The sequence below is a fragment of the Chlorogloeopsis sp. ULAP02 genome, from assembly GCF_038404745.2.
Lineage (GTDB): Bacteria > Cyanobacteriota > Cyanobacteriia > Cyanobacteriales > Nostocaceae > Chlorogloeopsis.
Genome location: NZ_JAYKTT020000030.1, coordinates 66,810 through 90,196, shown reverse-complemented (window position 1 = coordinate 90,196; position 23,387 = coordinate 66,810). Strand labels below are relative to the sequence as shown.

Genomic DNA, 23,387 nt, shown 5'->3' with positions numbered 1-23,387 from the left:
TGAGCATTGCCCACCCTACGGTTATTGAGAATAGTGCAATATCTCTGTTGAGCAGCAATTTCTACTAAGTTTCTCCTAGATAAGTTAGCAGAAGGCGGGCAATTCTCTCAGATGCACCAGGCGACCCAAATCGTTCACGGCCATTTTCTTGACACTTGGCAAGGTAATCTGCATCTTGTAAAGTCTCGACTACTCGTCGAGCCGCTTGTTTGAGAATCTCAGGAGTTGCGGGCTTGGTACCGATGGTTTGGGCAGAAATGCCTAATAGCCGTGTTTGTGCCTCTGCAAATTGATAAGTGAATTGAGGCCCTTCGCCGGGAATTTGGATCACAGGTTTGCCGATCGCTACCGCTAGATCCACTGCCAACCCTGCCATACCAATGACGAGGGTAGATTCACAGACGATATCGCTGAAGGCATCTGAGTAACATCTAACTTCTGCAAGCGGTGGTGCATCAGGAGAACTTCCCACAGGAGAATAAGTGAGTATGCCTTGATTTAGCTGCCAACCTTGACTTTTTGCAATATCGTCTAGTTGTGCCATCAAATCTGGTACTAAAGCTGCCCGAAATTGTACTCCTGGCTCAGGCATGATCTTGGCAATTTCTAACACCAGTTGTAACTGCAAACAGAAATTTCGCACGGCTTCTGGGATGCGCGAGCCTGGCAAGAGAGCGATCGTGGGAATATCTGGTTTTAGGTACAAGTTTTTGCCAGTAGGCACAAGCCGATCTAAAGCAGGGATGCCACCAAATTGAGCTTTAGTTAAACCTTGTTTGTTCAAATCTTGGGCTGTATAAGAATCTCTGGTTACAACTGCCAGACAACGAGAAGAATTGAGGTCGTGCCACAGAAGCGGATTGAGACGCAACCGCCCTTCATAAAGGGCAGAAAGACAAGAGATAAAAGAAACAAAGGGGCGTTTCGTTAAGTAAGCGAATGTCTGAGAGACGACATCCCCAGTAGCCATAATCAGATCGCAGTTAGGAGCATACTGCAATACCGCTTGTAACTGCCGCCATGTTAACCCTATTAAACCCGATTGAAAATCTTTGAGCAAATAGAGGCGTCTCATATAGAAGAATCCCCCTGAGGGCATTCTTTGGGTTGGGCCAATAATGGGAATGTTCAAGCTGCGGTAAGCTTTTCCTTCTCCCACAATTGGCATTGCTGCCATGTCAACAGACGGAGACAATTGGCGTAGAGTTTGAATAACATGAGAGGTGTGATTATCCTCTCCATGACCGTTACTAATAAATAAGATTCGCTTAGAAGAAGGCATTTTGGAGTTTGAATAGCAAAAGAAAAAATGGTTGCTAAATTTAAAATGCTTTATTGTGAGACTTTGAGCCATTCCGCAGATCGGCGAAGAAATTCATGGTATTTTTACTCATGACACCACCAGCCCCACAAATCAGAGTACAAGATATTGACCACTGTGGTATAGTCGCTGGAATTATCGAAAATGTGCCGCGAGGTTGGGGAATGGGAAGACGCGGTGATAAGGAGACACTGGGAACTCAGGGCCCCCCACGACCGCCACAGAGTGGGGATTAGGGGCAACGGAAAAGGAGTTTGAACTTCTGAGGGTGAAAGTTGAGCTTCTGAAGGTGAAAGTTGAACTTCTGAAGGTGAAAGTTGAACTTCTGAGGGTGAAAGTTGAGCTTCTGAAGGTGAAAGTTGAGCTTCTGAAGGTGAAGTTTGAGCTTCTGAAGATGAAAGTCGAGCTTTTGAAGCTGAAAATTGAACTTCTGAAGGTGAAAGTCGAGCTTCTAATCTCGAAGTTCCAGTTTTTCAATCTTCCACTCCGCCCCTCTGCCCCTCTACTCCTCTGCTCCTGGTGCTTCTTTCCTAGTCCCTAGCCCCTAATTTCTGATATATCTGCCATGCTTGAATTAATTTTCCTTGCATGAGCGCAGCTACTCCATTCAATGCTTGAATTTCTTGAGAGTCAGGATTTTGAGTCAAACTTGGTTGCAGAGATTTTTCCGCTGCTCTTGGTTGCCAGTTATAAAGTTGGACAAATGCTAGATATGCCCAAACGTAAGGATTGTCTGAGTCTAATTGAGTTACTTGTTCAAGGGCAGCGATCGCACCACTCACTCTTTTTTGCAACACGTTTGCTAAAGCCAAAGCATAAGCCCAATCACGATTTTGCGAATCTTGTTGCAAGCGATATTCTAAACTCAATCGCGCTTGTTCTAAATAATCTTGGATGGGGTCGTATTGATTGATACGTCCAATTTCTGCAAACAATTGCTCTAATGCCTTTGTTCCTTGTGGTAAATTTGCTGCTAACACCCGCAACTGTGTAAGTAAATCCAACTCTGGTGCGGTTGTAGGGGCTGCTTGCGGATCAATTTGCAGTGTAACTTTTGGTACAGGAATTGGATAAGTTTCTCCAGAAACACGGTTAAGGTAAATCGCTTCTAAAGTGTAATTTCCCGGCGTCAGATCAGCAGGCGGTAGCATTGCCAGTCTTTCAGTCACTTGGAATGTACCTTGAGGTTTGTTTGCACCTGCATATAAATTTCCCATGCCAATACCGTGATCGTGTATCCATAGTTTCTCTCCTGTCAATGCAGAGGCAGCCTTCTCCCCACTCTCCTGAGGGGTGAAATTTCGCCAAGTTAACAGCACAATACCGTTTTGCAATTCTTCCCAAGAACCATTCCACTCATAAGTTACAGGTACTGGCACTTGTGGCGGGGCTTTTTCCGGTACCGTGACTTGTAACAAAGCAATCTGAGCTTGTGGTTGTTGAGAAATCTGTTTGACTTCTATTGCTGGTGTTTTTTGATGATAAAGCTTGAGAGTGGTGCCACCGGAATTCCAAGTTTTGTGAAGTTGAAAATTACCATCTTCCTCGACAGTTTTAACCATCAGAGCTTGAGCTTTCGGGACTGAACCTTGTTTGCCAGCTTTGCTTAGAAACCACGAAAGCGATCGCGCGTCCTGTTGGACAAACTTCTTTTTGACTCCTACTTGTCGTCCGTAAACTTGGAAATTTGCCAGCCTTCCATAATAATTCAAATTGTGTTGATTAATTTTTTTCGTTGATGGCAACACTCCCAAAGTAGAACGCAAATATGGTTCTGTTTCAACGATTTGGGCTATTACTTGGGGCAGTGGTAACTCTTCTTTCATATTAGGGAACTGCCGGGCATTTGGACTCAAAGCAAGTGTTATACCATTACCAATAAATCCTCCAATGGGAAATAGGTTGAACAACATTAAAAGCACTGCTAAACCAAAAGTACCCCAACGAATCCGCTGTCCCCACAAACTACGAAGACGAGTTAACCCATATGCTAAAAATACTGTTAGTGCTGGTAAATAAGGCAACACATAACGGTCATCTTTATTTGGGTTTAGTGATGACAGTAAATAAGCGCCTATCCAAAATATTGCCAACCATTTCAGGCTCCAGGCAGGGGATATGGGGACACGGGGACGGGGGGAAGGAAGAGGACACGGGGACGCGGGGAATTGTGAATCAGGTTCTATCCTCTTGTCTTTTTGTCTGCTGGTCTTATTGTCCTCATTTCTGTTTGCGTCTTTGCGTCTCATTCCCCCTCTCCAAGTCTTTGCGTCATCTACCGCAGTCAGTCCCCAATAAAGTAGTAATGCAAGTATTGGTATAATTAATAACAACCAAGAAACTTGAGCGGGCAATTGATGCCAGTAATAAGTCCAGGCTTCCAGCGTATTTAAAGGTGGATCGTCTTCAGCAATAGCGGAATCTATCGTTGCCCGTTTGCCAGAAGTGAGAATAAGTAACCAATTGGCACGATACCAAGGAGCAAATACCAAGGTTGATAATAATAAAGCGCCAAGCAACTGCGCCAGTTGTCCCCAACGGCGTTGACGAAGTGAGGTAAATCCAACCCATGCGATCGGTGTGAATAGAAAGAATAACGCCGTTTGCTTCACTAATAAGGCCAAACCCAAAGATAAACCAAAGACTGCTGCCAGGAGGAGAGAAGTGGGGGAAGAGGACGCGGGGACACGGTGACGCAGGGACGCGGAGAAAGAAAAATTCCCCGCGTTCCCGCGTCTCTCCATCTCAGTGTCTTTTATTCGGACTTGCCAAAGTGTGAAGCAAAAAAAACTGAAGGTGACAGCAGATGTCAGAGGATAATCAAGGAGAAAATTGAGACGTAATACATAAAGAGCGGGGATGACTTGGCATAGTGCTGCTGCCCATAAGCCTACAGTGCTGCTAAATAGGACTGTACCTAATCCATAGACTGAGCCTAGCAAAATTGCACTGAATAACAACATTATTAATGCAGCTTGATCGGGCCCAGTGCCAAATATATTCTGTACAACGGCTCCAATAATGTAAGTTAAAGGCGGTATTTTAGAAGAAATCGTCCAAAAACCTTGCCACCACTCGCTATCCCCCCATTGGGGGTTTTGCAGCGCTTGCCAATAATTCAATGTACCAGTTAAATAATCTGCCTGATCCCAAGCCGGAATGGAGCGATCTAAGGCGAACCAGATGCGATCGCATACTGCACCGAATAGCCAAATGATGCTTAGTATCAGTAAATTTTTAAAGCCTTTGCTTGTATATTTTCGATGACTCATAAGCTAGGAGGTTGTGTTTCAAAATTGGCGACGCCTGCTAGCAATAACGCAAGAGCGCATTCGCAACGCCTAGAGGATTAACCCAGTTCCATTTGGCAGCATTGGCACAAGAAGTTACCTACTGGCAAATACCTATTATCTACTGCCGGAAGGGAAATAAATAAACCGCTATCAAACGCGATCGCTTCAAAATCAGATATTGTTCCCTCAAAGGGTGAATTTTACTTACAAAGTACCAGTAGAAACACAACCGTAGGCAGGTAGTTTTTGTGGCTCTACAAATCGCATCCACAATTGGGCCAACAAATTACCATGTTTCCCTACTCATATACTTACTTAACCATTGATAAATTTTATGACTAATTTAGTTTAGAAGCCCGCAACTACGAGTTGCAAGAATAAATTCAAGCATAATTAACTTATCTTCGCTATTTAGACTGCTTGGAGAATATATTTATTTATAATGGTCAGCGCAGTCACGAAATAATTTAAATTTGTCAATGTGATTTTGTTAACCATAAATTTTATCAAGTAGAAAAGATAGTATTTCCTAAAAAAGATAGTGATTGCTAAGGTGAACGACAAAAAACACGGATTACTTGTTTGCTGATGAGGGGGAACTTTTTATTCCAAAATCTCGATGATTAGCCTGGAGAAAAATTATTAACTAATGGCTAAATACAAATTTTTCTATACCCTCAATTCGCTGCTGCCATTTTCCATCATGGATCGCTACCTGGCTAGCGAACTATTGCCACCATTCTTATTTGGTGTTGGGGCTTTTTCTTCCATCGGTGTTACAATCGACACTGCTTTTGATCTAGTCAGGAAAATAATAGAATCAGGGCTACCAATAGGTATTGCCTTGAAAGTTTTTTTATTGAAATTTCCTGAGTTTACTGTTTTAGCTTTGCCTATGTCCACGCTTCTTGCTACTTTGATGACTTACAGTCGTCTATCTAGCGAGAGTGAGTTGATTGCCCTACGTGGTTGTGGGGTCAGCATTTATCGCATGGTGTTGACTGCTGTAATCATGAGCTTTTTAGTGACAGTATTAACGTTTGTATTTAACGAGCAGATTGTACCAGCAGCTAATTATCAAGCATCTCTAACTCTGGACAAAGTGTTGAAGTCAGATAAGCCAACATTTAAGCAGGAAAATATTTTTTATCCAGAATATCGGTACGTTCAGCAGAATGATGGTGACAAAGAAAAGATTTTGACACGCTTGTTTTACGCCGACAAGTTTGATGGTAAACAGATGAAAGGCTTGACTATTATTGATCGCTCGCAACAAGGGCTCAATCAAATTGTTGTGGCAGAATCAGCTCAATGGAATCCAACTCAAAGTGCCTGGGATTTTTACAACGGTACCATCTATTTAATCGCCCCCGATCGCTCTTATCGCAATATTGTCAGGTTTGAAAAACAACAGCTTAAACTACCCCGCACAGCATTAGATGTGGCACAAAGAAGCCGTGACTACGGTGAGATGAACATTATCCAATCGCTAGAACAATTGGAATTAGAACGTCTCGGTGGTGATGAGCAAAAGATTCGCAAACTCCAAGTGCGGATTCAACAAAAATTTTCTTTGCCTTTTATCTGTGTGGTTTTTGGTTTAGTTGGTGCGGCGATGGGAGCCATACCCCAGCGGACTGGGCGAGGTACAAGTTTCGGTGTCAGCGTTATAGTAATATTTACTTATTATCTGTTCTATTTTATTACTGGAGCTATGGCACAGGCAGAAATCCTTTCTCCCTTCATGGGAGCTTGGTTGCCCAACTTTGTGTTTTTGGGAGTAGGTATATTTTTATTGAGGCGGGTAACGCGATCTTAACTAGAAACTGAGGTAGAGATAATAACCCAAAGGTGTGGGTAAGCAGAAGTTGAATCGCTAATCCAACTTCCTAACAGTTGATAAACAAATCACAATCAACTCCTCGTCAAATCCCGTAGGAACGGGGATAGGGCTTGAGGAGTGTCTTAGCCTGATAAATATAAATGACGTTGGTAACCACACCACCTCGTCGAATCGATACTGTTTCGAGCTCAATTAGACTGCTAAAGTAAGTTCGATAGCTAGCCATCAAGTCTTTTCTGTTATTAAAAGAGGCAGTAGTGATATACAGAGCATCTTTTCCCAACCATTGATCGGCCCTTGACCAAAAAGCAAAGCCACGTAAATCTTTACCAATGTCAAAACAAGTAATCGGTATTTGAGCTAGAGGTCTAAGGGACATAGCAATCGGCCCACCTAGATAATAGCGATTGGTGAATATAAAGTTAGAGTTCTCTAGCGCCGCACGCAGGACAGGAGATTCCGCAAAGCCGCGCCGTAGTTGCTGAATATCAATTAATTCTGTAGAGGGATCATCCTTGGGGGGCAAAAACCCTCCCATCAAAGCGTATTGGCTGGGCTTTTGTAGTATTCCTGCTGTCACTTGGAGCAGAAGAATAAATAAAATGCTGGCAACCATAATCCCTGAACCTAAAAGCCATCGCCGCACCCGAAGTCGGGATTGCTGCTCCCAGATGACTGCCCGTTGTCCTAAGAGTAAAGTAATTCCCCAAAATCCTGGCATCGGCCAAGCTGGCAAAATTTGCCGATATCCCCCCAGGAGAGTAAATCCCAAAATCAGGGGCAGGGAAACCCATAAAATCAATAGCTCACAAGCCTCTAAATCTCTCCCATAACTTGGTGATTTCCTAGAAAAAAGTTGAGTTATTCGAGCCAGGGCTGATTGCAAACTCACCCACCACAGCGGTAATCCAATGGTTGGGAACAGGTAAACTACTCCAGCTAAACTGACGGCTCCTACACTCAGCAGATTGTAGCCGCTTTTAGGTACCGCTCGCTGTGATTGAAAACTAAAGGACACCCAATTATGCTGCATATTCCAAAACAATATTGGCAAGATAGTTATGACAAATAAACCTAATCCTAACCATGCCCAAGGAGAGCGGACTACACAGCGATGAGGTGGACTTGTTAAACAAAAACCAATTAGCCCCAGACCCAAAACAAAACCGTGATATTTGCTTAGGCAGGCTAATCCAACTAAGATACCAAGGTAGCTCAAGCGGTAACTAGGGACATACTTCACAAGGCTTTGCTTTTGAGTTCGAGGCTGCCGAAAAAATTCATTGGCTGCACAATATAAACTGGCTGACCAAAAAAACATCAGTGGGCTGTCAGGTAGGCTGAGGATGCCAAAGCCAATTAGAAAAATTGGGCTTATGGTAGCGATCGCCAAGGTTAGGTTGGCAGCCTTGGCAGAAAATAGTCTTTTGCTAGCTAGATACAATAGCACCAAACTGCCTGTGTACAAAATCAGCGCTCCCAGGCGAATCGTGAATTGGGATACATCTCCAGTCAACCACGGCCCAAAACCAGTTGTAAGTGCAACCAAAACTGGATGATCGAAATAACTCCAGTCCAGATGCAGGCTGTAAAGATAGTAGTAAGCTTCATCAAAGGTAGGGTAAAGCCAGAAAGCAAGGAAACCTCGAAACAGCAGTCCCCCAAACAGCAAAAAAAATACTGACAAATTAGTTTTTTGCGCTAACAATTTCTGAGCTATTTGCATTTACTTGAATTCTTACCCAAAATATTTTGGCTGGCTGTGTGCTTGCACTAAATCCACTATTTGCTTAAACATCTGGTGGTCATATGCCACACAAGCGTTTGAAATCTTCCGTTTTTAAGTTTTTTACGTTAAGGTAGGTCATTTATGCTACCATTTCTACTTGCTTCTCTCACATCATTTGGGCCTTTTTTTGGATTGGTGACAAATGGTAGTAATTTTATTTTTATGAAAATGGTTCAGCAAGAACAACCTATTTATGAATTATCTGATGAATATACCCTCAAACGCAGTCATGATTTGTACACGGTTTTAAGAATTTTAAAACGACTGAGTCAGTTATTTATTCAAGAAAATTAATTAGTATTTTTAAATAAAACTATTTTTTAATTGTGAACAACTTGAGTTTGCCTTCTTTGCCTCAAATGCCAGAAATTTGGCAATCTACTCTCAATTGGCAACCAACAGCCCAGCAGCAAGAACAATTTCAAAGATTGTATGAATTCATCTTAGAGGGTAATCAAAAATTGAACCTAACTCGCATCACTGCCCCAGAGGAATTTTGGGAAAAGCATCTTTGGGATTCTTTACGGGGAATCGCCCCTTTGTTGAAAGATGAGAAATTAGGGGGAGCTAGTTCTTCTACTTGCGTTGATATTGGCACAGGTGCTGGTTTTCCGGGTATCCCTGTAGCTGTTGCTATACCCGACTGCACGATTACACTTTTGGACTCTACTCGAAAAAAAATGGCTTTTCTGGAGCAAGTGGTGTCTACACTTGAGCTTAATAATGTCAAAACTCTAATAGGCAGAGCTGAGGAAATAGGACAACAATCTCAACACCGCCAAAAATACGATATGGCATTGGTTCGCGCTGTTGGGGCAGCTTCTGTTTGTGCAGAATATACTTTACCATTGCTTAAACAGAATGGATTAGCAGTAATTTATAGAGGTAACTGGACGGAGGATGAAAACACTGCAATGGAAAATGCAGTTCAGCAATTAGGTGGCGTGATTGAATCAATCGAAAAGTTCACAACTCCTTTGAGTAATAGCATCCGTCACTGTCTTTACTTGCGCAAAGTTGCAACTACACCAGCTCAATTTCCCCGTGCTGCTGGTATACCTACAAATAAACCCTTGTAATGTCATCTTTTGTCCTTTTTCTTGTGCTTTCACAAATAAAACAGGACAAAAGACGAAAACCTTTTTACTGGTTAAATATTTTTCTAAGCTTTCTGGGAATCTGCAAAACGCCTGTTAATCTCATCCCAATTGACTACATTCCACCAAGCATTTAAATAGTCAGCACGGCGGTTTTGATACTTGAGATAATAGGCGTGTTCCCACAAGTCATTACCCATAATCGGATATTTGCCTTCACTCAGGGGAGTATCTTGATTACCTGTACTCGTGATCTCAAGTCTGCCATTTTGATTGCGGACAAGCCAAACCCAACCACTGCCAAAACGTTTCGTACCAGCTTCATTAAACTGCTTTTTAAAATTCTCAAAACTGCCAAAGTTTTGTTGAATTGCAGAGGCGATCGCTCCTGTTGGTTCTCCGCCACCCTTTTGTTTCATAATTCTCCAAAACATCGAGTGGTTCACATGACCACCACCATTATTGCGTACTGATGTGCGAATATCTTCTGGCACGCTATTTAGGTTACGTAATAAATCTTCAACACTTCTACTTTTGAGTTGTGGATACTTCTCTAATGCTGCATTCAAATTTTTGACGTAAGTAGCATGGTGTTTACCATGATGAATCCGCATTGTAGCTGCATCTACATACGGTTCTAAAGCCGTGTGTGTATATGGTAATGGTGGAAGTTTAATCTCTCCTACACTGCTTGCAATAGTTGATTCAGTAGTGGCAGTAGCTAAGTTAGAAGTAGCAGTAGTTGTTGAGGTGGCAGCCAGATCATCTTCAGTTGAAGTACAACCATAGAAGGCAGCAGCACTAGCACTAGCTCCGATTAACAATAAGAAATGCCGACGATTAAGAGTCATGTTAGCCAATGAAATCAATAAATCGCTGAAATTTGTTTGCAGTTTTTATTTTCTTAGATAAACTCCCCGATTCATAGAGATTTCGGACACAGACGCGATTAATTAATCACATCTTTAAACTTTACAAAATTTAATATATTAATTAGCTCTGTGACAAACGTTTTACTGCTTCACCGCTCAAAAGCTGATGTGCTTCCGCAAGGAAGTGAGGAATTTTGTCAGCATGAGGACTGTGAGCAAGACATTTTCGCAAGTCTAGTTGATCTATTTTGTCTGCTTTATTACCAGGAAGCCAGTGACCGCCATTACCAAGCAAGTTGTAGCGCATCTTAGCATAATCAACCAGATCGTAGGCGATCGCTAAATTCCTCAACCACAAAATTACAGGAATATTAACTTGTCCGGGTGTTTCTTTATAGGTGGGCAAATTAACGTGCCAAGTTTTAACCCAGTCTTCTCCCAAAGTTGCTATGGCTTGTTGCTCTAATCGTGCCAATATAGGTACCAAAATACTTGAGGCATGATCCAACAACTCTAAAGTTTTCAGATGTTCATCGAAGTCTGTTGGTTTTGCTGCACCTAAACTGAGAGTATGCACTTGAGAATGGCTTAAGCAAAATAGATCGTTAAATACCATCGGACTCAAGGGAGCACAAAGTTTAACTAACTTTTGTGGCGGCTCATATAACTTCCCACCTTTATCTGATGGACTAATGATAAATACTCCCATATCATGGCGGGTTGCAGCTTCAATGGCAGGCCAATTATTTTGATTAATGTAATACCAATGCAAATTAATATAATCAAATTGGTTAGTATTAATGGTTTCAATAATAGTATCTGTCGGCCCGTGGGTAGAAAAACCAATAAACCTAACTTTTCCCTGTGCTTGAAGTTTTCTTGCCACTTCCAGGCAGCCACCAGAACCAATACTAGAGTTTAATAATTCAGTATTATTGATACCATGTATTCCTAGTAAATCCACATAATCTAGCCGCAGATTCCGTAGTGATTTTTCAAAGTCACGTTGAAATTCTTTGGCATCCACTTTCGGACTAACTTTAGTCTGTACAATCAATTTCTCACGGGGGAACTTAGGCAAAATTCGCCCTAACTGCATCTCAGAAGTTCCATAGCCACGGGCAGTTTCGATATGATTAATACCTACTTCAATGGCACGTCTAATAGTTTTTTCCAGATTTTCCTGGTTATGTTTGGGAATTTGCCACTGCGGTACATCTTGCCATTGATATTGGTATCTCATCCCACCGCAGGAAAACACAGGCATCTGTAATTCTGTGCGACCAAATCTTCTGTATAGCATCCACTACACAAGTTATAAGTTATCGATGACGAGTTTTTAACTGTTCACTCAATACTTATAAATTTTAACTCCTATTGACAAAGCAAAGCCCCGGCTAGAATTCCAGCTGGGGCATCATTAGCATTGTCGGTTAATGTAGAATCTTATCGGCTAAATCTTAAGAAAGTGTTAAATGTTAAGAAACCTTAGCAATTCGATGTAACTAGCAGAGTTTTGTTAAAGTTTTATGACTTAGGTGTGGATGTTTCAGAGACTGCGCCAAAGCTTAATTTTTTTGTCGTAACTACCACTAGCAAGTACTTTTCCATCGGGGCTAAAGGTGATCGCACTCACCCAATCGGAATGTTCGTTGAGTGTATTTAACAACTTTCCTGTCGTTAAATCCCACAGTTTAATACCATCCCTACCAGCGCTAGCTAGGGTACGTCCATCTGGGTTGATGGCAATGGCGTTTACCCAGTTATTATGATCTGTGAGGAAATGGATGATCTCTCCTGTATTAATTTTCCAAATTTTGATGGTGCGATCGCGGCTAGCAGTGACTAGAGTTTGACTATCTGGTGTAAAGGCAACGGCACTAACTATATCAGTGTGAGCTACAACTTTACGGATGACTTTGCCAGAATTCAAATCCCACATTTTAATTACACCCTGATTGTCACCACTTACCAATATTTGACCATCAGGACTAATCGCCATTCCAGAGATGAGGTTATCAAAGCGTACTAGAGTAGCTAGTGGACGCTGTTGGATAAAATCCCACAGCTTAATGCCGTCTAAGCCCGCACTAGCAAGAACTTTGCCATCAGGGGTAATAGCTAGAGATAAAACATTGCTGGTGTGTCCTAACAAAGAACGATTAAAGTTATGAGTTTTGAGATTCCAAAGATTTATTGTGTTGTCATTACTACAGCTGACAAGGGTTTTGCCATCGGGGGAAATTGCTAATGATTCTACAGTTGTTTTATGGGCTTTGCGAATAATGCCAATTCGCTTACCAGTTTTTGTACTCCACAGACGAATTACACCATCGTTTTCCGCACCACCACTAACAAGAATTTGGCTATTAGGACTGAAGGTGAGAGATTTAACTGTCCCAGAATGTCCTTTGAGGGTGTAAGCTAACTGATAATTGGCAAAATTTTTGGTTGTTTTAAGATTAGTTTGAACTTCAATCGCTGCATGGGTTGCAATCGGCATGGAGATGCTGAGAGTACTGACTATGCCGATTACTAAGCTCATTGTGCTGTAGTAAAAGAATTTATATTGGCAATTATTCATAAATTTTAGGATTGGGGGCGATCGCATAGCACGCACAACGGGGACAAAAAATAGGAGTGCTGTTGCAGCTATCCTCGAATAAAGTGCGAACGGTTACTAAAGACAAGAAAATCTACCTACAACAAGTGATGTAGATATTTACTATGTATCTATAATTCCCCAATCTCTAATCTAAAATCTCAAATCTAATACTTACTGGGGCGGTTTTTTCTTAGTAATGGTTAGCATTGGTAAATTTTTACTAGAAGAGCGGGAGGGCAGGTAATGTTGCACGACAGGCTCCTCAGCAATTGGACGACGCTGTTGAGTGCGCCATACTTTCAATAATAGTGTTACTCCTGCTGTTCCCAAACCAAAAGCGAACAATGACCAGCTATCGTCGAATCCACCAATTATCGCATCTACTAAGCCCATCGTAATCAAAACACTAATTACTGGTTCTTTTCGGTAGGCTGACTTTAAAAAACGAGGCAATACAGCATTCATCACAGCTTGGTTTATTTTAGTTCACCTTATTGTTTAAATTTATCGAGATTCTCTTATCCGCAATTGGCACTCTTTTAGAAGAGCCTCTATCATATTATAATTTTATTGTCTGAACGATACACTGATGCAGCTTTCTTAATCAGCTTGATAACCAGCCGGAAAATCCAGCTGGCTTATATTCTTTGTGTCTAATTAGTTAACGGTCGGCATAAGTTGGCTGATGCTAATCACTAATCCTATTTTAGACCCAGCCAGGATAGAACACCTTGGTCAGTGACATATTCAATTACTACCATGAGAATAAAGCCGACCATAGCTGCTCGACCATTCAAACGCTCGGCATATTCGTTAAATCCGAATTTTGGCTCCTCTAGTTTAGGAGTTACGCTTGGCTGTGGTTGTGTCATCATTTCAAAAACCTCTATCAGGTATGTGAAAATTTATTAGCGCTTTGACGGCAATACATTTTAAGCTATGCAGCTTGATTGCCGCTTTTACAATTATTTACTATTCTTAATATATTTTAGAAAGACTCTGAAAATCGTCAAGAGTAATTGTCGGAAGTATATTTGGCAATGTCAGGATTAGCCCACACCTAATTTGAGAGACACGATACACAGTTGTACCAAAAGATAGAAGGCATGAGGTAGAGGGCAAAAAAGTGATTGGACAGTTATGCTGAAGTTATTAATTGCTAATTATTTGTAGAACTGGATATCGAGTAATTTTCGTAGTCTCTGATTCAAAATCCAACAGATGAGACTGACAAACTAAAGCTAAACAAATATTATTTAGAGGCCGTAAATGGAAATAGGTGTTCCCAAAGAAACCAAGGATCAAGAGTTTCGGGTTGGGTTAAGTCCTTCTAGCGCCAGAGTTTTAAAAGAAAATGGACATACCATTTTTGTGGAAACGCAAGCGGGTGTTGGTGCTGGATTTACAGATGATGATTACAGAAGTGTTGGCGCAGAAATTGTCCTGACTCCGGAAGCAGCTTGGAATCGAGATTTAGTGATCAAAGTTAAAGAACCACAGATAAAAGAGTATAAATTTTTGCAAAAAGGGCAAATACTTTTTACATATTTACACTTAGCTGCTGACAGAAAATTGACAGAGCATTTAATTGATTGTGGTGTGTGTGCGATCGCCTACGAAACGGTTGAACAAGATGGAACTAACAAATTACCCTTGCTAACACCGATGAGCATTGTTGCTGGGCGGTTGGCAGTGCAGTTTGGTGCAAGATTTTTAGAACGTCAACAAGGTGGTAGAGGTGTTCTTTTAGGAGGTGTTCCTGGAGTTAGTTCCGGTAAAGTGGTTATCTTAGGTGGAGGAGTAGTTGGTACAGAAGCAGCAAAAATTGCTGTCGGAATGGGAGCCAGTGTTCAGATTTTAGATGTGAATGTAGAACGTTTGGGTTATTTGGAAACCTTATTTGGTTCGAGAGTAGAACTGCTCTATAGCAACTCTGCCAATATTGAGGCAACTGTTACCCAAGCAGATTTATTGATTGGTGCAGTTTTATTGCCAGGACGTAGAGCACCGATCCTCGTCAATCGCAATTTGGTAAAACAAATGCGTTCTGGTTCAGTAATTGTTGATGTGGCAGTAGATCAAGGTGGTTGTGTGGAAACCTTACATGCTACATCTCATACTCAACCAGTCTACATTGAAGAGGGTGTTGTACATTACGGTGTTCCCAATATGCCAGGGGCAGTTCCTTGGACAGCAACTCAGGCGTTGAACAACAGTACTTTACCATATGTATTGCAATTAGCAAATCAGGGTTTGGAAGCATTAAATAATAATCCACCACTGGCTAAAGGTGTGAATGTGCAGAATCATCGCTTAGTACATCCTGCTGTAGCTGAGGTATTTCCTGATTTAGTTTAGGCAGTTAGTAGGGGCGAGTTTAGAAGATAAATTATCTGATTGAACGGTAAGATTATCAACAAAACCCGTCCATACAGTGGTTAGTGGTTAAGTTTTTGACCACTAACTACTATTAACTATTCACTAACTAATTTTCTCAGACAATACAATTGGCTTGTACCAATTTTGCAACCGAACTAATCAAATTCATTGGTTCGACTGGTTTGGATATATATATTTGGAAGACTGATTCCTGGGAATTCTTAGAATCTTCTTGCGGTTTGGAATCGGTGAATAGTGCTATGGCTGGTATTTGTCCTTGTTTTTGTGGTTGTAAATTTCTTAGTTTTTGAAGCAGGGTATAACCGTCTTCTTCTAGTAAGCAAATGTCACCAATCAAGATATCTGGTTGGGATTTTTCTATGGCTGAAATTGCCAAGCTAACTGAAGCGACAGCTGTTACTTTTGCTCCAGATTCTTGCAGTAAGGACAAGATATACTCTCGCGTCTTTGTATCATCATCTACTAGTAATACCTGCAAACCGCAAAGAGGGGACTCTGGCGAAGAGAAAGATGTGAGCTGGTGAGGAGATAGATTAGACTTTTTTAGGCGATCGCCCCATTCCTCTTCCTCTCTATCTTCTTCCGTTTGTTGCTGCTCCTCTGTTTCTAACAAAGGTAATTTGACAGTAAATGTGGCTCCCTGCCCTACTCCTGCACTATCAGCATGAACACTCCCACCATGCATTTCCACTAAATAACGCACGATCGCCAAACCTAGCCCCAATCCACCGTGGTTTCTAGTTATACTGCCATCTGCTTGACGAAAGCGATCAAAAACATGGGGAAGAAAATCTGGGCTAATACCAATACCTGTATCTTTTACAGTAATTAGAGCATAGTCAGTAATTGAGGATTGGGAGGTGAGTGTTTCCCTGTCTCTAGTATTTTTTTCCTTTGATAATCGCACCTCTATTTTGCCGCCACTAGGTGTGAATTTAATTGCATTGTTAAGCAAATTCCATACAACTTGCTGTAGACGGTTGGAATCTCCTGAAACGAGCAAAGAGGAGGGAGGAAAAAGAGAAGAGGGTGAGGGTGAGGCAGAAGAATTATTTTCTTCCTCCATTTTTTCCTGTTGCTCTGTCTCACTGTCTACTTGACTAGATTCAATCAAGTACTTGAGTTGAATATTTTTCGCTTCTGCTTCTAGATGTGCGCCGTTGGTAACTGTTGAAATAATTGTTTCCAGATTCACCGGGCAGACATTAAGATTTAGTTTGCCTCGCATAATCCGCGAAACATCTAAAATATCCTCTATTAATTGTGCTTGCAAAGTTGCATTGCGTTCAATTGTTTCGATCGCACGGGTAATCGCTTTTTCGTCTAATTTGCGCTGACGCAGTAGTCTTGCCCAACCGAGTATGGAAGTTAAGGGTGTGCGGAGTTCGTGGGAGAGGGTGGCTAAAAATTCATCTTTGAGGCGATTTGCTGTTTCTGCTTCTTGCCGTGCAGCCTGTTCACGAATTAGTTTGATGTGTTCTTCTTCAGCTTTTTTACGATCTGTAGAATCTTCTACTGTACCGACAAATCCGATGACGTTACCTTCTTCTGAAAGCATTGGGGATGAAGAGAGGTAAACCCAACGCTCATTTTCTTCCGGAGTGAGGATGCGAAATTCACCTTTATATTCTCGACCTTCTCCGGTTGCAGTATACCAATCAGCAACAATCTGTTTTTTATCTTGCAAATGAATTCTTTTTATCCAAGCCTCGTCTAAATTATCCTGGGTTGTCAAACCAAAGATAGCTTGGTAGCAGGGATTAACATAAGTGCATTTACCTAATTTATCTGCAAGAAAAATACCTACAGGCGAGCAAGCACTCAAAGAGCGAAACATTTCTTCGCGTTTTCTGAGTTCGGCATTCATTGCTGCTAGTTGTAAGGCTTGTCGCTTCACTTCAGCAGTTTTCTGAAATAAATCAATAAATGCTGCTACCTTAGATTTCAATATTTCTGGCTCAATTGGCTTGAATAAGTAATCTACTGCTCCAAGTGAATAGCCTTTGTACACCATAGTATCACTGGTGTTGAACGCCGTTACAAAAATAATTGGTGTATGACGCGATCGCTCTCGCTGTCGAATTAGAGCTGCTGTCTCGAACCCGTCCATATCTGGCATCTGCACATCCAACAGTATTACGGCAAAATCCTGATTGAGCAAATGTCGTAAGGCTTCTGCACCTGAGGTAGCCCTGACTAAATTTTGACCGAGGCTATCTAAAATTGCCTCTAGGGCTAACAAGTTTTCTGGATGGTCGTCTACCAACAGAACATTGACTTTCGGTTCAAATGACATTTCGACTGTACACTTTTAGAAATAGACCAAGCGGTTTTGGTATCTTTGTTATTGACTTTGACGTGTTAGCTGGCTCTGTTCACACTATCTTAAGTTATAGATTTGCCTGTTTGCTAATATCAATAGTTTATAGGTTATTGGAAGATAAATATTGAGGTAAAAATATTACCATTAAAGTTTGCAGATATTCACTAAGAAAAATGCAATATCCTCTAGGGGTATAATTTTGTCCACCATTCCAGTAGTAATGGCAGCAGCAGGCATAATCGGACAAGAAGCTGTGGACGGGTCTTCTACTATAGTTAAGCCACCTCGTACTTTGATTTTGGTAAGCCCTTGAACACCATCTTGATTGGCTCCTGTTAACAGCACACCGATAACATTTTTTGCGTATGCATCTGCGGCTGTTTCAAAAAGCACATCTATTGATGGTCGTGCGTAGGTGACAGGAGCATCAGTAGACAAAGTAAAATAATCATAGTTTACGGTTTTATCCTTATTTTCGATCAGCAAATGATAATCGGCTGGTGCTAAATATACTGAACCAGGTAAAATTTCTTCTTTATCTTCTGCCTCTTTGACACTTAGCGGAGTGTAATTCTGCAATAAAGCTCTTAATGTCTGATCGGAATCTTTGTGACGATGTTGGACAACAGCAATAGGTACTGGAAAGTTTTTGGGCAAGCCCGATAGTATTACTTGTAAAGCGTTTAATCCACCCAAAGAAGTACCGATCGCAATCAGTTTAAACTTCATAATGTTGTTACTGGTTGATAGATAGAGACGCGATATTCCTCGCATCTGTGCATTAGTAGTCGTGTCACGCCAATACTGGCGTGGCAAGATTAAAATGGTGTAACCACTAACTAATTCTGCGATAAAGCTTTTCACTACCTACTATTTGCTCATAGTCTTTTTCGTGGGGTGTAAACTTGATTGATTCTTGACGTCCTAAGCCTAAAACTCCTAATCTGATTAAGCTATCGTATAAAAGTGTATGAACTCTACTTTGTAATGCTTTGTTAAAATATATTAAAACATTCCGGCAAAAAATTACATTAAATTCATTAAAAGAATTGTCGGTTGCTAAATTGTGTAGTGAAAAAATAATATTTTCCTTCAGTTCTGACGAAAAAATAGCATTACCATATGCAGCAGTATAATATTCAGAAAAAGAAGTTTTTCCTCCTGCTTTTATATAGTTAGCAGTATATTCTTGCATTAATTTTAGAGAAAAAATCCCAGATTTTGCTTTACGTAAAACAGCATCATTAATATCAGTGGCGTATAATCGCGAACGGTGATAAAGACCTTCTTCTTTAAGCAAAATTGCCATAGAATAAACTTCTTCACCTGTAGAGCAGCCAGCGTGCCAAATGCGAATAAAAGGATAAGTTCTCAGTACTGGTACAACTTTTTGTCTAAATGTTAGAAAAAAGTCAGGATCGCGAAACATTGTTGTAACATTGACTGAAAGATTAAATAAAAATCTTTCCAGACATTCGCGATTGTGAAGAATTTTTTCTTGCAATCCAGATACTGTAGTTAAGCCTTCGGCATGAATCATATTCCAGATCCGGCGTTTTAGTGAAGCCAAGGCATAATTTCTAAAATCGAATCCGTGATAGCGATATACACCTTCTAAAAGTAATTGAATTTCTATATCTTCAAGTTGTTCTCTCTCCATCATATTTCTCAAATCCACAGGAAGACGCCTCATTATTTTTATTGCAAATCTATTTAAGAAATTAATCAACACATAGAGGCTCTACCTCTTTTAACCAAATTTAAAGTAATAAAATTAAAGAGTGATATGACCATTCTCCTTGAATTTGCAGCTTTTAACATCCCTTTTTGTGCAAGGAGGCTTAAAACCTTTTTCCCAAAAAGAGGAATATTAAATGCAAGTATTTGGAAAAATTGTGTTAACTATTATTTTTATAGAGTTAAAGCGTTAAAGACGCATCCATCTAAAAATAAGAAATTATAACTAACATCTCTGCCTGAGGATTTAAACTTATCGATATAACCAAACACGTAGCAGCGAAAGCAACTGTTCGGTATCAACAGGCTTTGTGATGTAATCGGATGCACCAGCGGAAATACATTTTTCGCGATCGCCTTGCATCGCTTTAGCAGTCAGAGCAATAATCGGTAGGGATTTAAACTCAGGCTGTTGGCGAATGCGACGAGTAGTTTCGTAACCATCCATTTCTGGCATCATGATATCCATCAGAACAACATTAATATCTGGATTGTTCTGTAGAACTTCGATGCCATCATTACCGTTTTCCGCATACAAAATCTGCATTTGATAACGCTCAAGCACGCTGGTAAGAGCAAAGATGTTACGCACATCATCATCAACAATCAGCACTTTTTTACCTGCAAGTAGAGAATCAGAGTTTTGCAATTGTTCGAGCATTAAGCGTTTCGGTGCAGGCAGTTGAGCTTGTACGCGGTGCAAAAACAAAGCCGTTTCATCGAAAAGACGTTCGGGAGAGCGCACATCCTTAACGATGATTGTCTCTGCCAAACGCCGCAATTGCGTTTCTTGAGCTTTGGTAATTTCTCTACCGGTGTAAATCACTATCGGGAGTGCTTCACCATTGGGAGAGGATTTGATTTGTTCAATCAACTCAAATCCATCCATATCTGGTAGTCCTAAATCAAGAACTAGGCAATCATAAGTCTGGGAAGCAATGGCTGCTAGGGCTTCACTACCATTACTTACAGCAGTAATAGCTACATCACCTTCACCTATCAACTCCACAATACTTTTGCGTTGATTCTCGTCATCTTCGACAATCAGCAAATTCTTGACTCGCCGTTCCACAAAACCCTTGATTTTGGTTAATGCTTGATGGAGCACTTCACTATTAATCGGTTTTTGTAAGTAAGCGATCGCTCCTTGTTGCAAACTGCGCTGTCTTCCTTCTTCAACTGTCATGATATGTACTGGGATGTGACGGGTATTTTGATCGTGTTTGAGCCGATCAAGTACTGTCCAACCGTCCATTTCTGGCAAGCGAATATCAAGGATAATGGCAGCAGGCTGATATTCTCCCGCTAAAGCTAAACCTGCATTCCCACTTTGGGCAACAATAGCCTTGAATTGGTGTTCTCGTGCCATCTCCAATAAGATGCGGGCAAATTTCACATCATCTTCAACAATTAAAAGTAGGCGATCGCCTTCGGCAATATTGTCTCTGTCGTCAATGATGACAGAATGGGAGAGGGGAAGACTAACAGAAGGGGAGATTGGCGGCAATTGTTCTTTTTTTGCCCACATTTCTACCTGACGATGTCCTGTTAATTTCCTGTCGTGTTCTGTGTCGTTTTGTTTCCCATTTCTTCTCGACTGCGGCAAATACAGAGTGAAGGTACTACCTTCTCCTGGATTACTTGTTAACGTAATTTCTCCATCCAAAAGCCGAGAAATCTCACGGCTAATGGACAAACCCAATCCTGTACCACCATATTTGCGACTGGTGGTACCATCAGCCTGTTGAAACGCCTCAAAAATAAGTTTCTGCTTTTCTGGAGCAATGCCAATACCTGTATCCTTGACTGTAAAAGCTATTACAGTTTGAGCACGATTTAAACTTTCGTGGTTTGGACTCCATCCTTGTTTTGCAACAAAGACTCGTAACCGTACCTCTCCGCGTTCTGTAAATTTAATTGCATTAGAGAGTAAGTTTTTCAGAATTTGTTGCAACCGTTTGGCATCGGTATTGATTGTTTGAGGTAATTCTGGAGCTAGTTCAATAGTAAAATTAAGTCCTTTGTTTTGAGCAAGTTGCCTAAAATTACGTTCTAGATAATCGCGCAAGTCAAAAAATTGGATTTGATTTATGTCAATCGACATAGTTCCAGATTCGATTTTTGCCAAATCTAAAATGTCGTTGATTAATGACAATAAATCATTGCCAGCAGCATAAATCGTGCGGCTATATTCAACTTGCTTATCTGTGAGGTTGGCATCAACGTTATCCGCTAGCATTTTTGCCAAAATTAACAAACTATTGAGCGGTGTCCGCAATTCGTGCGACATATTCGCCAGAAACTCGGACTTATACTTGGACGAAAGTGCTAGTTGTTCGGCTTGTTCTTCCAAAGATTGCTTTGCCTGCTCAACTTCCTGATTTTTGCGCTCTACTTCTTCGTTTTTCGTAGACAGCAATTCTGCCTTTTCTTCTAACTCTGCATTGAGCTGCTCCAATTCTTCGTTGGATTGTTGCAGTTCTTGCTGTTGCTGTCTTAAGATTTCTTCCGATGCTTGCAATTGTTGGGCTTGTTGTTCCAAGCGCTCGTTAGTGTCTTGAAGTTCTTGTTGACGAAGTTGTAGCTGTTGTGCCAAAATTTGGGATTCTTGCAGTAGTTGTTGAGTGCGGATATCGGCAGCGATCGCATTCAAGACTATGCCAATAGTTTCGCTGACTTGCTCTAAAAAATTTAAATGTAGATCGCTAAATTTTTGAAAAGATGCTAGTTCAATGACGGCGATTACCTGGTTTTCAAATAGGACAGGTAAAACAATAATATTTAGTGGTTTAGCTTCCCCCAATCCAGAACTGATACGAATATAGTTGCTAGGAACATCTGTAAGTATAATTTTTTGTTTTTCAAGGGCGCATTGTCCTACTAGCCCTTCCCCAATACGGAATCTATTCGATAGTTGTTTACGCTCTTGGTAAGCATAGCTACTCAAAAGCTTCAGTACAGGTTGTTCTCCTTCAGAATCCATTAAGTAGAAAACGCCTTGTTGTGCGCTTACTAGTGGTGCTAGCTGTTGTAGAATCATTCTTGCTACAGTTTCCAGATTTCTCTGTCCTTGCAACATCTGGCTAACTTTAGCAAGGTTTGAATTGAGCCAGTTTTGCTCATTACTTTTGAGATTTGACGAGCGTAAATTAGCAATCATCTCGTTAAAAGCCTGCGCCAAAATCCCAATTTCATCTTGGCGCTTGCCAGCAGAAATATGCACAGACAAATCCCCCTCTGCTAACTTTTCCGCTGCTTTGGAGATTTCTTGCAGGGGTAGAGAAATATTTCTAGTGAGATAAATACCAATTAAAGCTAGTAGCACGAAAGCAATAGGAACACCATAGGTAATAGTAGCTATTGCTTGTTGTGAAGCGAATTGAGTCTGCTTAGTACGTTGTTGCAATAATTGAAGTTCATCACTTTCCATTTCTGCAATTTGCTGACGAATTTGCTCCATCAATTCTCTACCCTGATTCGTCAGCGTGAATTGTCTTACAGCTTCAAAGCCTTGATTATTTCTTAATGTAATTCCCTGTTGTAGTCTATTTATCCTTTGGTCAACTATTGGTTTTAGAGACTTAATTCTCTGTTGTTGCCTGGGGTTATCTACTGTTAACTTGAGGAGATAATTATAATTTTTTTCTATTCCTGGAAGCGCATTTTTATAAGGTTCTAAATAAATATTTTCTCCCGTAATTAAGTAACCTCTCTGCGCAGCTTCAGCATCTTTGATGTTAGCAATTAACTCATCTAATTCTCCGATTACTTGATAGGTGTGGCTTTGCCATCGCGCAGTTTCAATTAAGTCATTGGTAGTACGATATGCAATTATTCCCAGAGTTGCAAGAATTGATAATCCTAATGCAAAGCTGGCACCTATTTTAGTACCAATTTTCAAATTTTTGAGCATTTATGATTAGTTAGCTTTAAATATATTTATATGATGTTTTAAGTAATTTATTTATAATCAATGGTAATAACTACAATAATGTCGATTAATAAATATAAGAATTAGTATTTGTAGGAGAGGCAGTTTGTGGTGTAGATTTTCTTGCCGCAACACTAACGTTGCGTTAAAACTTTAGTATAACGCACCATTTCCAA

18 protein-coding genes are annotated in these 23,387 nt (G+C 40.8%); 6 read left to right on the top strand and 12 right to left on the bottom strand.

All coding sequences use genetic code 11. From position 1 onward, the window contains the following. Positions 1-64: 64 nt before the first annotated feature. Positions 65-1,282: a lipid-A-disaccharide synthase-related protein gene (locus U2718_RS13580; RefSeq protein ID WP_342000372.1), complete on the bottom strand. Its 1,218-nt coding sequence runs from the start codon at positions 1,280-1,282 to the stop codon at positions 65-67. Between the two features lie 110 nt (positions 1,283-1,392). Here U2718_RS13580 and U2718_RS13575 point away from each other — a divergent pair, with 110 nt between their 5' ends. Beyond that, the gene (locus U2718_RS13575) at positions 1,393-1,557 is read left to right on the top strand and encodes a hypothetical protein (RefSeq protein WP_342000370.1); all 165 of its coding nucleotides are present in this window, start codon (positions 1,393-1,395) and stop codon (positions 1,555-1,557) included. 32 nt (positions 1,558-1,589) lie between these two features. Further along, the gene (locus U2718_RS13570) at positions 1,590-1,862 is read left to right on the top strand and encodes a hypothetical protein (RefSeq protein WP_342000368.1); all 273 of its coding nucleotides are present in this window, start codon (positions 1,590-1,592) and stop codon (positions 1,860-1,862) included. Here U2718_RS13570 and U2718_RS13565 read toward each other — a convergent pair. Further along, positions 1,852-4,593, bottom strand: a complete 2,742-nt coding sequence (locus U2718_RS13565; RefSeq protein ID WP_342000366.1) for a glycosyltransferase family 39 protein — start codon at positions 4,591-4,593, stop codon at positions 1,852-1,854. The two genes, U2718_RS13570 and U2718_RS13565, sit on opposite strands and share 11 nt — an antisense overlap. A 724-nt stretch (positions 4,594-5,317) precedes the next feature. On the opposite strand from U2718_RS13565, the gene U2718_RS13560 reads away from it, so the two are divergent. Next, positions 5,318-6,433, top strand: coding sequence for an LptF/LptG family permease (locus U2718_RS13560; protein ID WP_342000538.1), 1,116 nt, complete (start codon positions 5,318-5,320; stop codon positions 6,431-6,433). Positions 6,434-6,539: 106 nt separating this feature from the next. Here the strand turns inward: U2718_RS13560 and U2718_RS13555 are convergent, their stop codons facing one another. Continuing rightward, positions 6,540-8,183 carry a glycosyltransferase family 39 protein gene (locus U2718_RS13555; protein WP_342000364.1) on the bottom strand — a complete coding sequence of 548 codons (1,644 nt, stop codon included), beginning with the start codon at positions 8,181-8,183 and terminating at the stop codon, positions 6,540-6,542. Between the two features lie 144 nt (positions 8,184-8,327). Here U2718_RS13555 and U2718_RS13550 point away from each other — a divergent pair, with 144 nt between their 5' ends. Both U2718_RS13550 and rsmG read left to right on the top strand, forming a co-directional pair. Next, a complete protein-coding gene (locus U2718_RS13550) occupies positions 8,328-8,540 on the top strand; it encodes a hypothetical protein (protein WP_342000362.1) in 213 nt (70 codons plus the stop codon). 32 nt (positions 8,541-8,572) lie between these two features. After that, positions 8,573-9,325, top strand: coding sequence for a 16S rRNA (guanine(527)-N(7))-methyltransferase RsmG (gene rsmG / locus U2718_RS13545; protein WP_342000361.1), 753 nt, complete (start codon positions 8,573-8,575; stop codon positions 9,323-9,325). An 83-nt stretch (positions 9,326-9,408) separates the two neighbouring features. On the opposite strand, the gene U2718_RS13540 is transcribed toward rsmG, so the two are convergent. The 5 genes from U2718_RS13540 to U2718_RS13520 form a co-directional block, all read right to left on the bottom strand. Next, a complete protein-coding gene (locus U2718_RS13540; RefSeq protein ID WP_342000359.1) occupies positions 9,409-10,194 on the bottom strand; it encodes a superoxide dismutase in 786 nt (261 codons plus the stop codon). 142 nt (positions 10,195-10,336) lie between these two features. Continuing rightward, positions 10,337-11,518 carry an aldo/keto reductase gene (locus tag U2718_RS13535; protein WP_342000358.1) on the bottom strand — a complete coding sequence of 394 codons (1,182 nt, stop codon included), beginning with the start codon at positions 11,516-11,518 and terminating at the stop codon, positions 10,337-10,339. Between the two features lie 246 nt (positions 11,519-11,764). Beyond that, positions 11,765-12,724: a WD40 repeat domain-containing protein gene (locus U2718_RS13530; protein WP_411813280.1), complete on the bottom strand. Its 960-nt coding sequence runs from the start codon at positions 12,722-12,724 to the stop codon at positions 11,765-11,767. A 267-nt stretch (positions 12,725-12,991) separates the two neighbouring features. Then, positions 12,992-13,285 (bottom strand): hypothetical protein, encoded by a 294-nt coding sequence (locus tag U2718_RS13525; protein WP_342000353.1) that lies wholly within the window; start codon positions 13,283-13,285, stop codon positions 12,992-12,994. A gap of 236 nt (positions 13,286-13,521) precedes the next feature. Further along, positions 13,522-13,692: a chlorophyll a/b-binding protein gene (locus tag U2718_RS13520; protein WP_289789473.1), complete on the bottom strand. Its 171-nt coding sequence runs from the start codon at positions 13,690-13,692 to the stop codon at positions 13,522-13,524. Between the two features lie 397 nt (positions 13,693-14,089). Between U2718_RS13520 and ald the strand changes: the two genes are divergently transcribed. Next, positions 14,090-15,178, top strand: a complete 1,089-nt coding sequence (ald, locus tag U2718_RS13515; protein ID WP_342000351.1) for an alanine dehydrogenase — start codon at positions 14,090-14,092, stop codon at positions 15,176-15,178. Between the two features lie 136 nt (positions 15,179-15,314). Here ald and U2718_RS13510 read toward each other — a convergent pair whose 3' ends face one another. The 4 genes from U2718_RS13510 to U2718_RS13495 all read right to left on the bottom strand — a co-directional run bounded on the left by U2718_RS13510 (position 15,315) and on the right by U2718_RS13495 (position 23,193). Further along, entirely contained in the window at positions 15,315-17,516 is a 2,202-nt protein-coding gene (locus U2718_RS13510; protein WP_342000349.1) for a response regulator, read from the bottom strand. Positions 17,517-17,687: 171 nt separating this feature from the next. Next, positions 17,688-18,272: a chemotaxis protein CheB gene (locus U2718_RS13505; RefSeq protein WP_342000535.1), complete on the bottom strand. Its 585-nt coding sequence runs from the start codon at positions 18,270-18,272 to the stop codon at positions 17,688-17,690. A 106-nt stretch (positions 18,273-18,378) separates the two neighbouring features. Further along, on the bottom strand, positions 18,379-19,203 hold the full coding sequence (locus U2718_RS13500; protein WP_342000533.1) for a protein-glutamate O-methyltransferase CheR: 825 nt from the start codon (positions 19,201-19,203) through the stop codon (positions 18,379-18,381). Positions 19,204-19,533: 330 nt separating this feature from the next. After that, on the bottom strand, positions 19,534-23,193 hold the full coding sequence (locus U2718_RS13495) for a response regulator (RefSeq protein ID WP_342000347.1): 3,660 nt from the start codon (positions 23,191-23,193) through the stop codon (positions 19,534-19,536). Between the last annotated feature and the right edge of the window lie 194 nt (positions 23,194-23,387).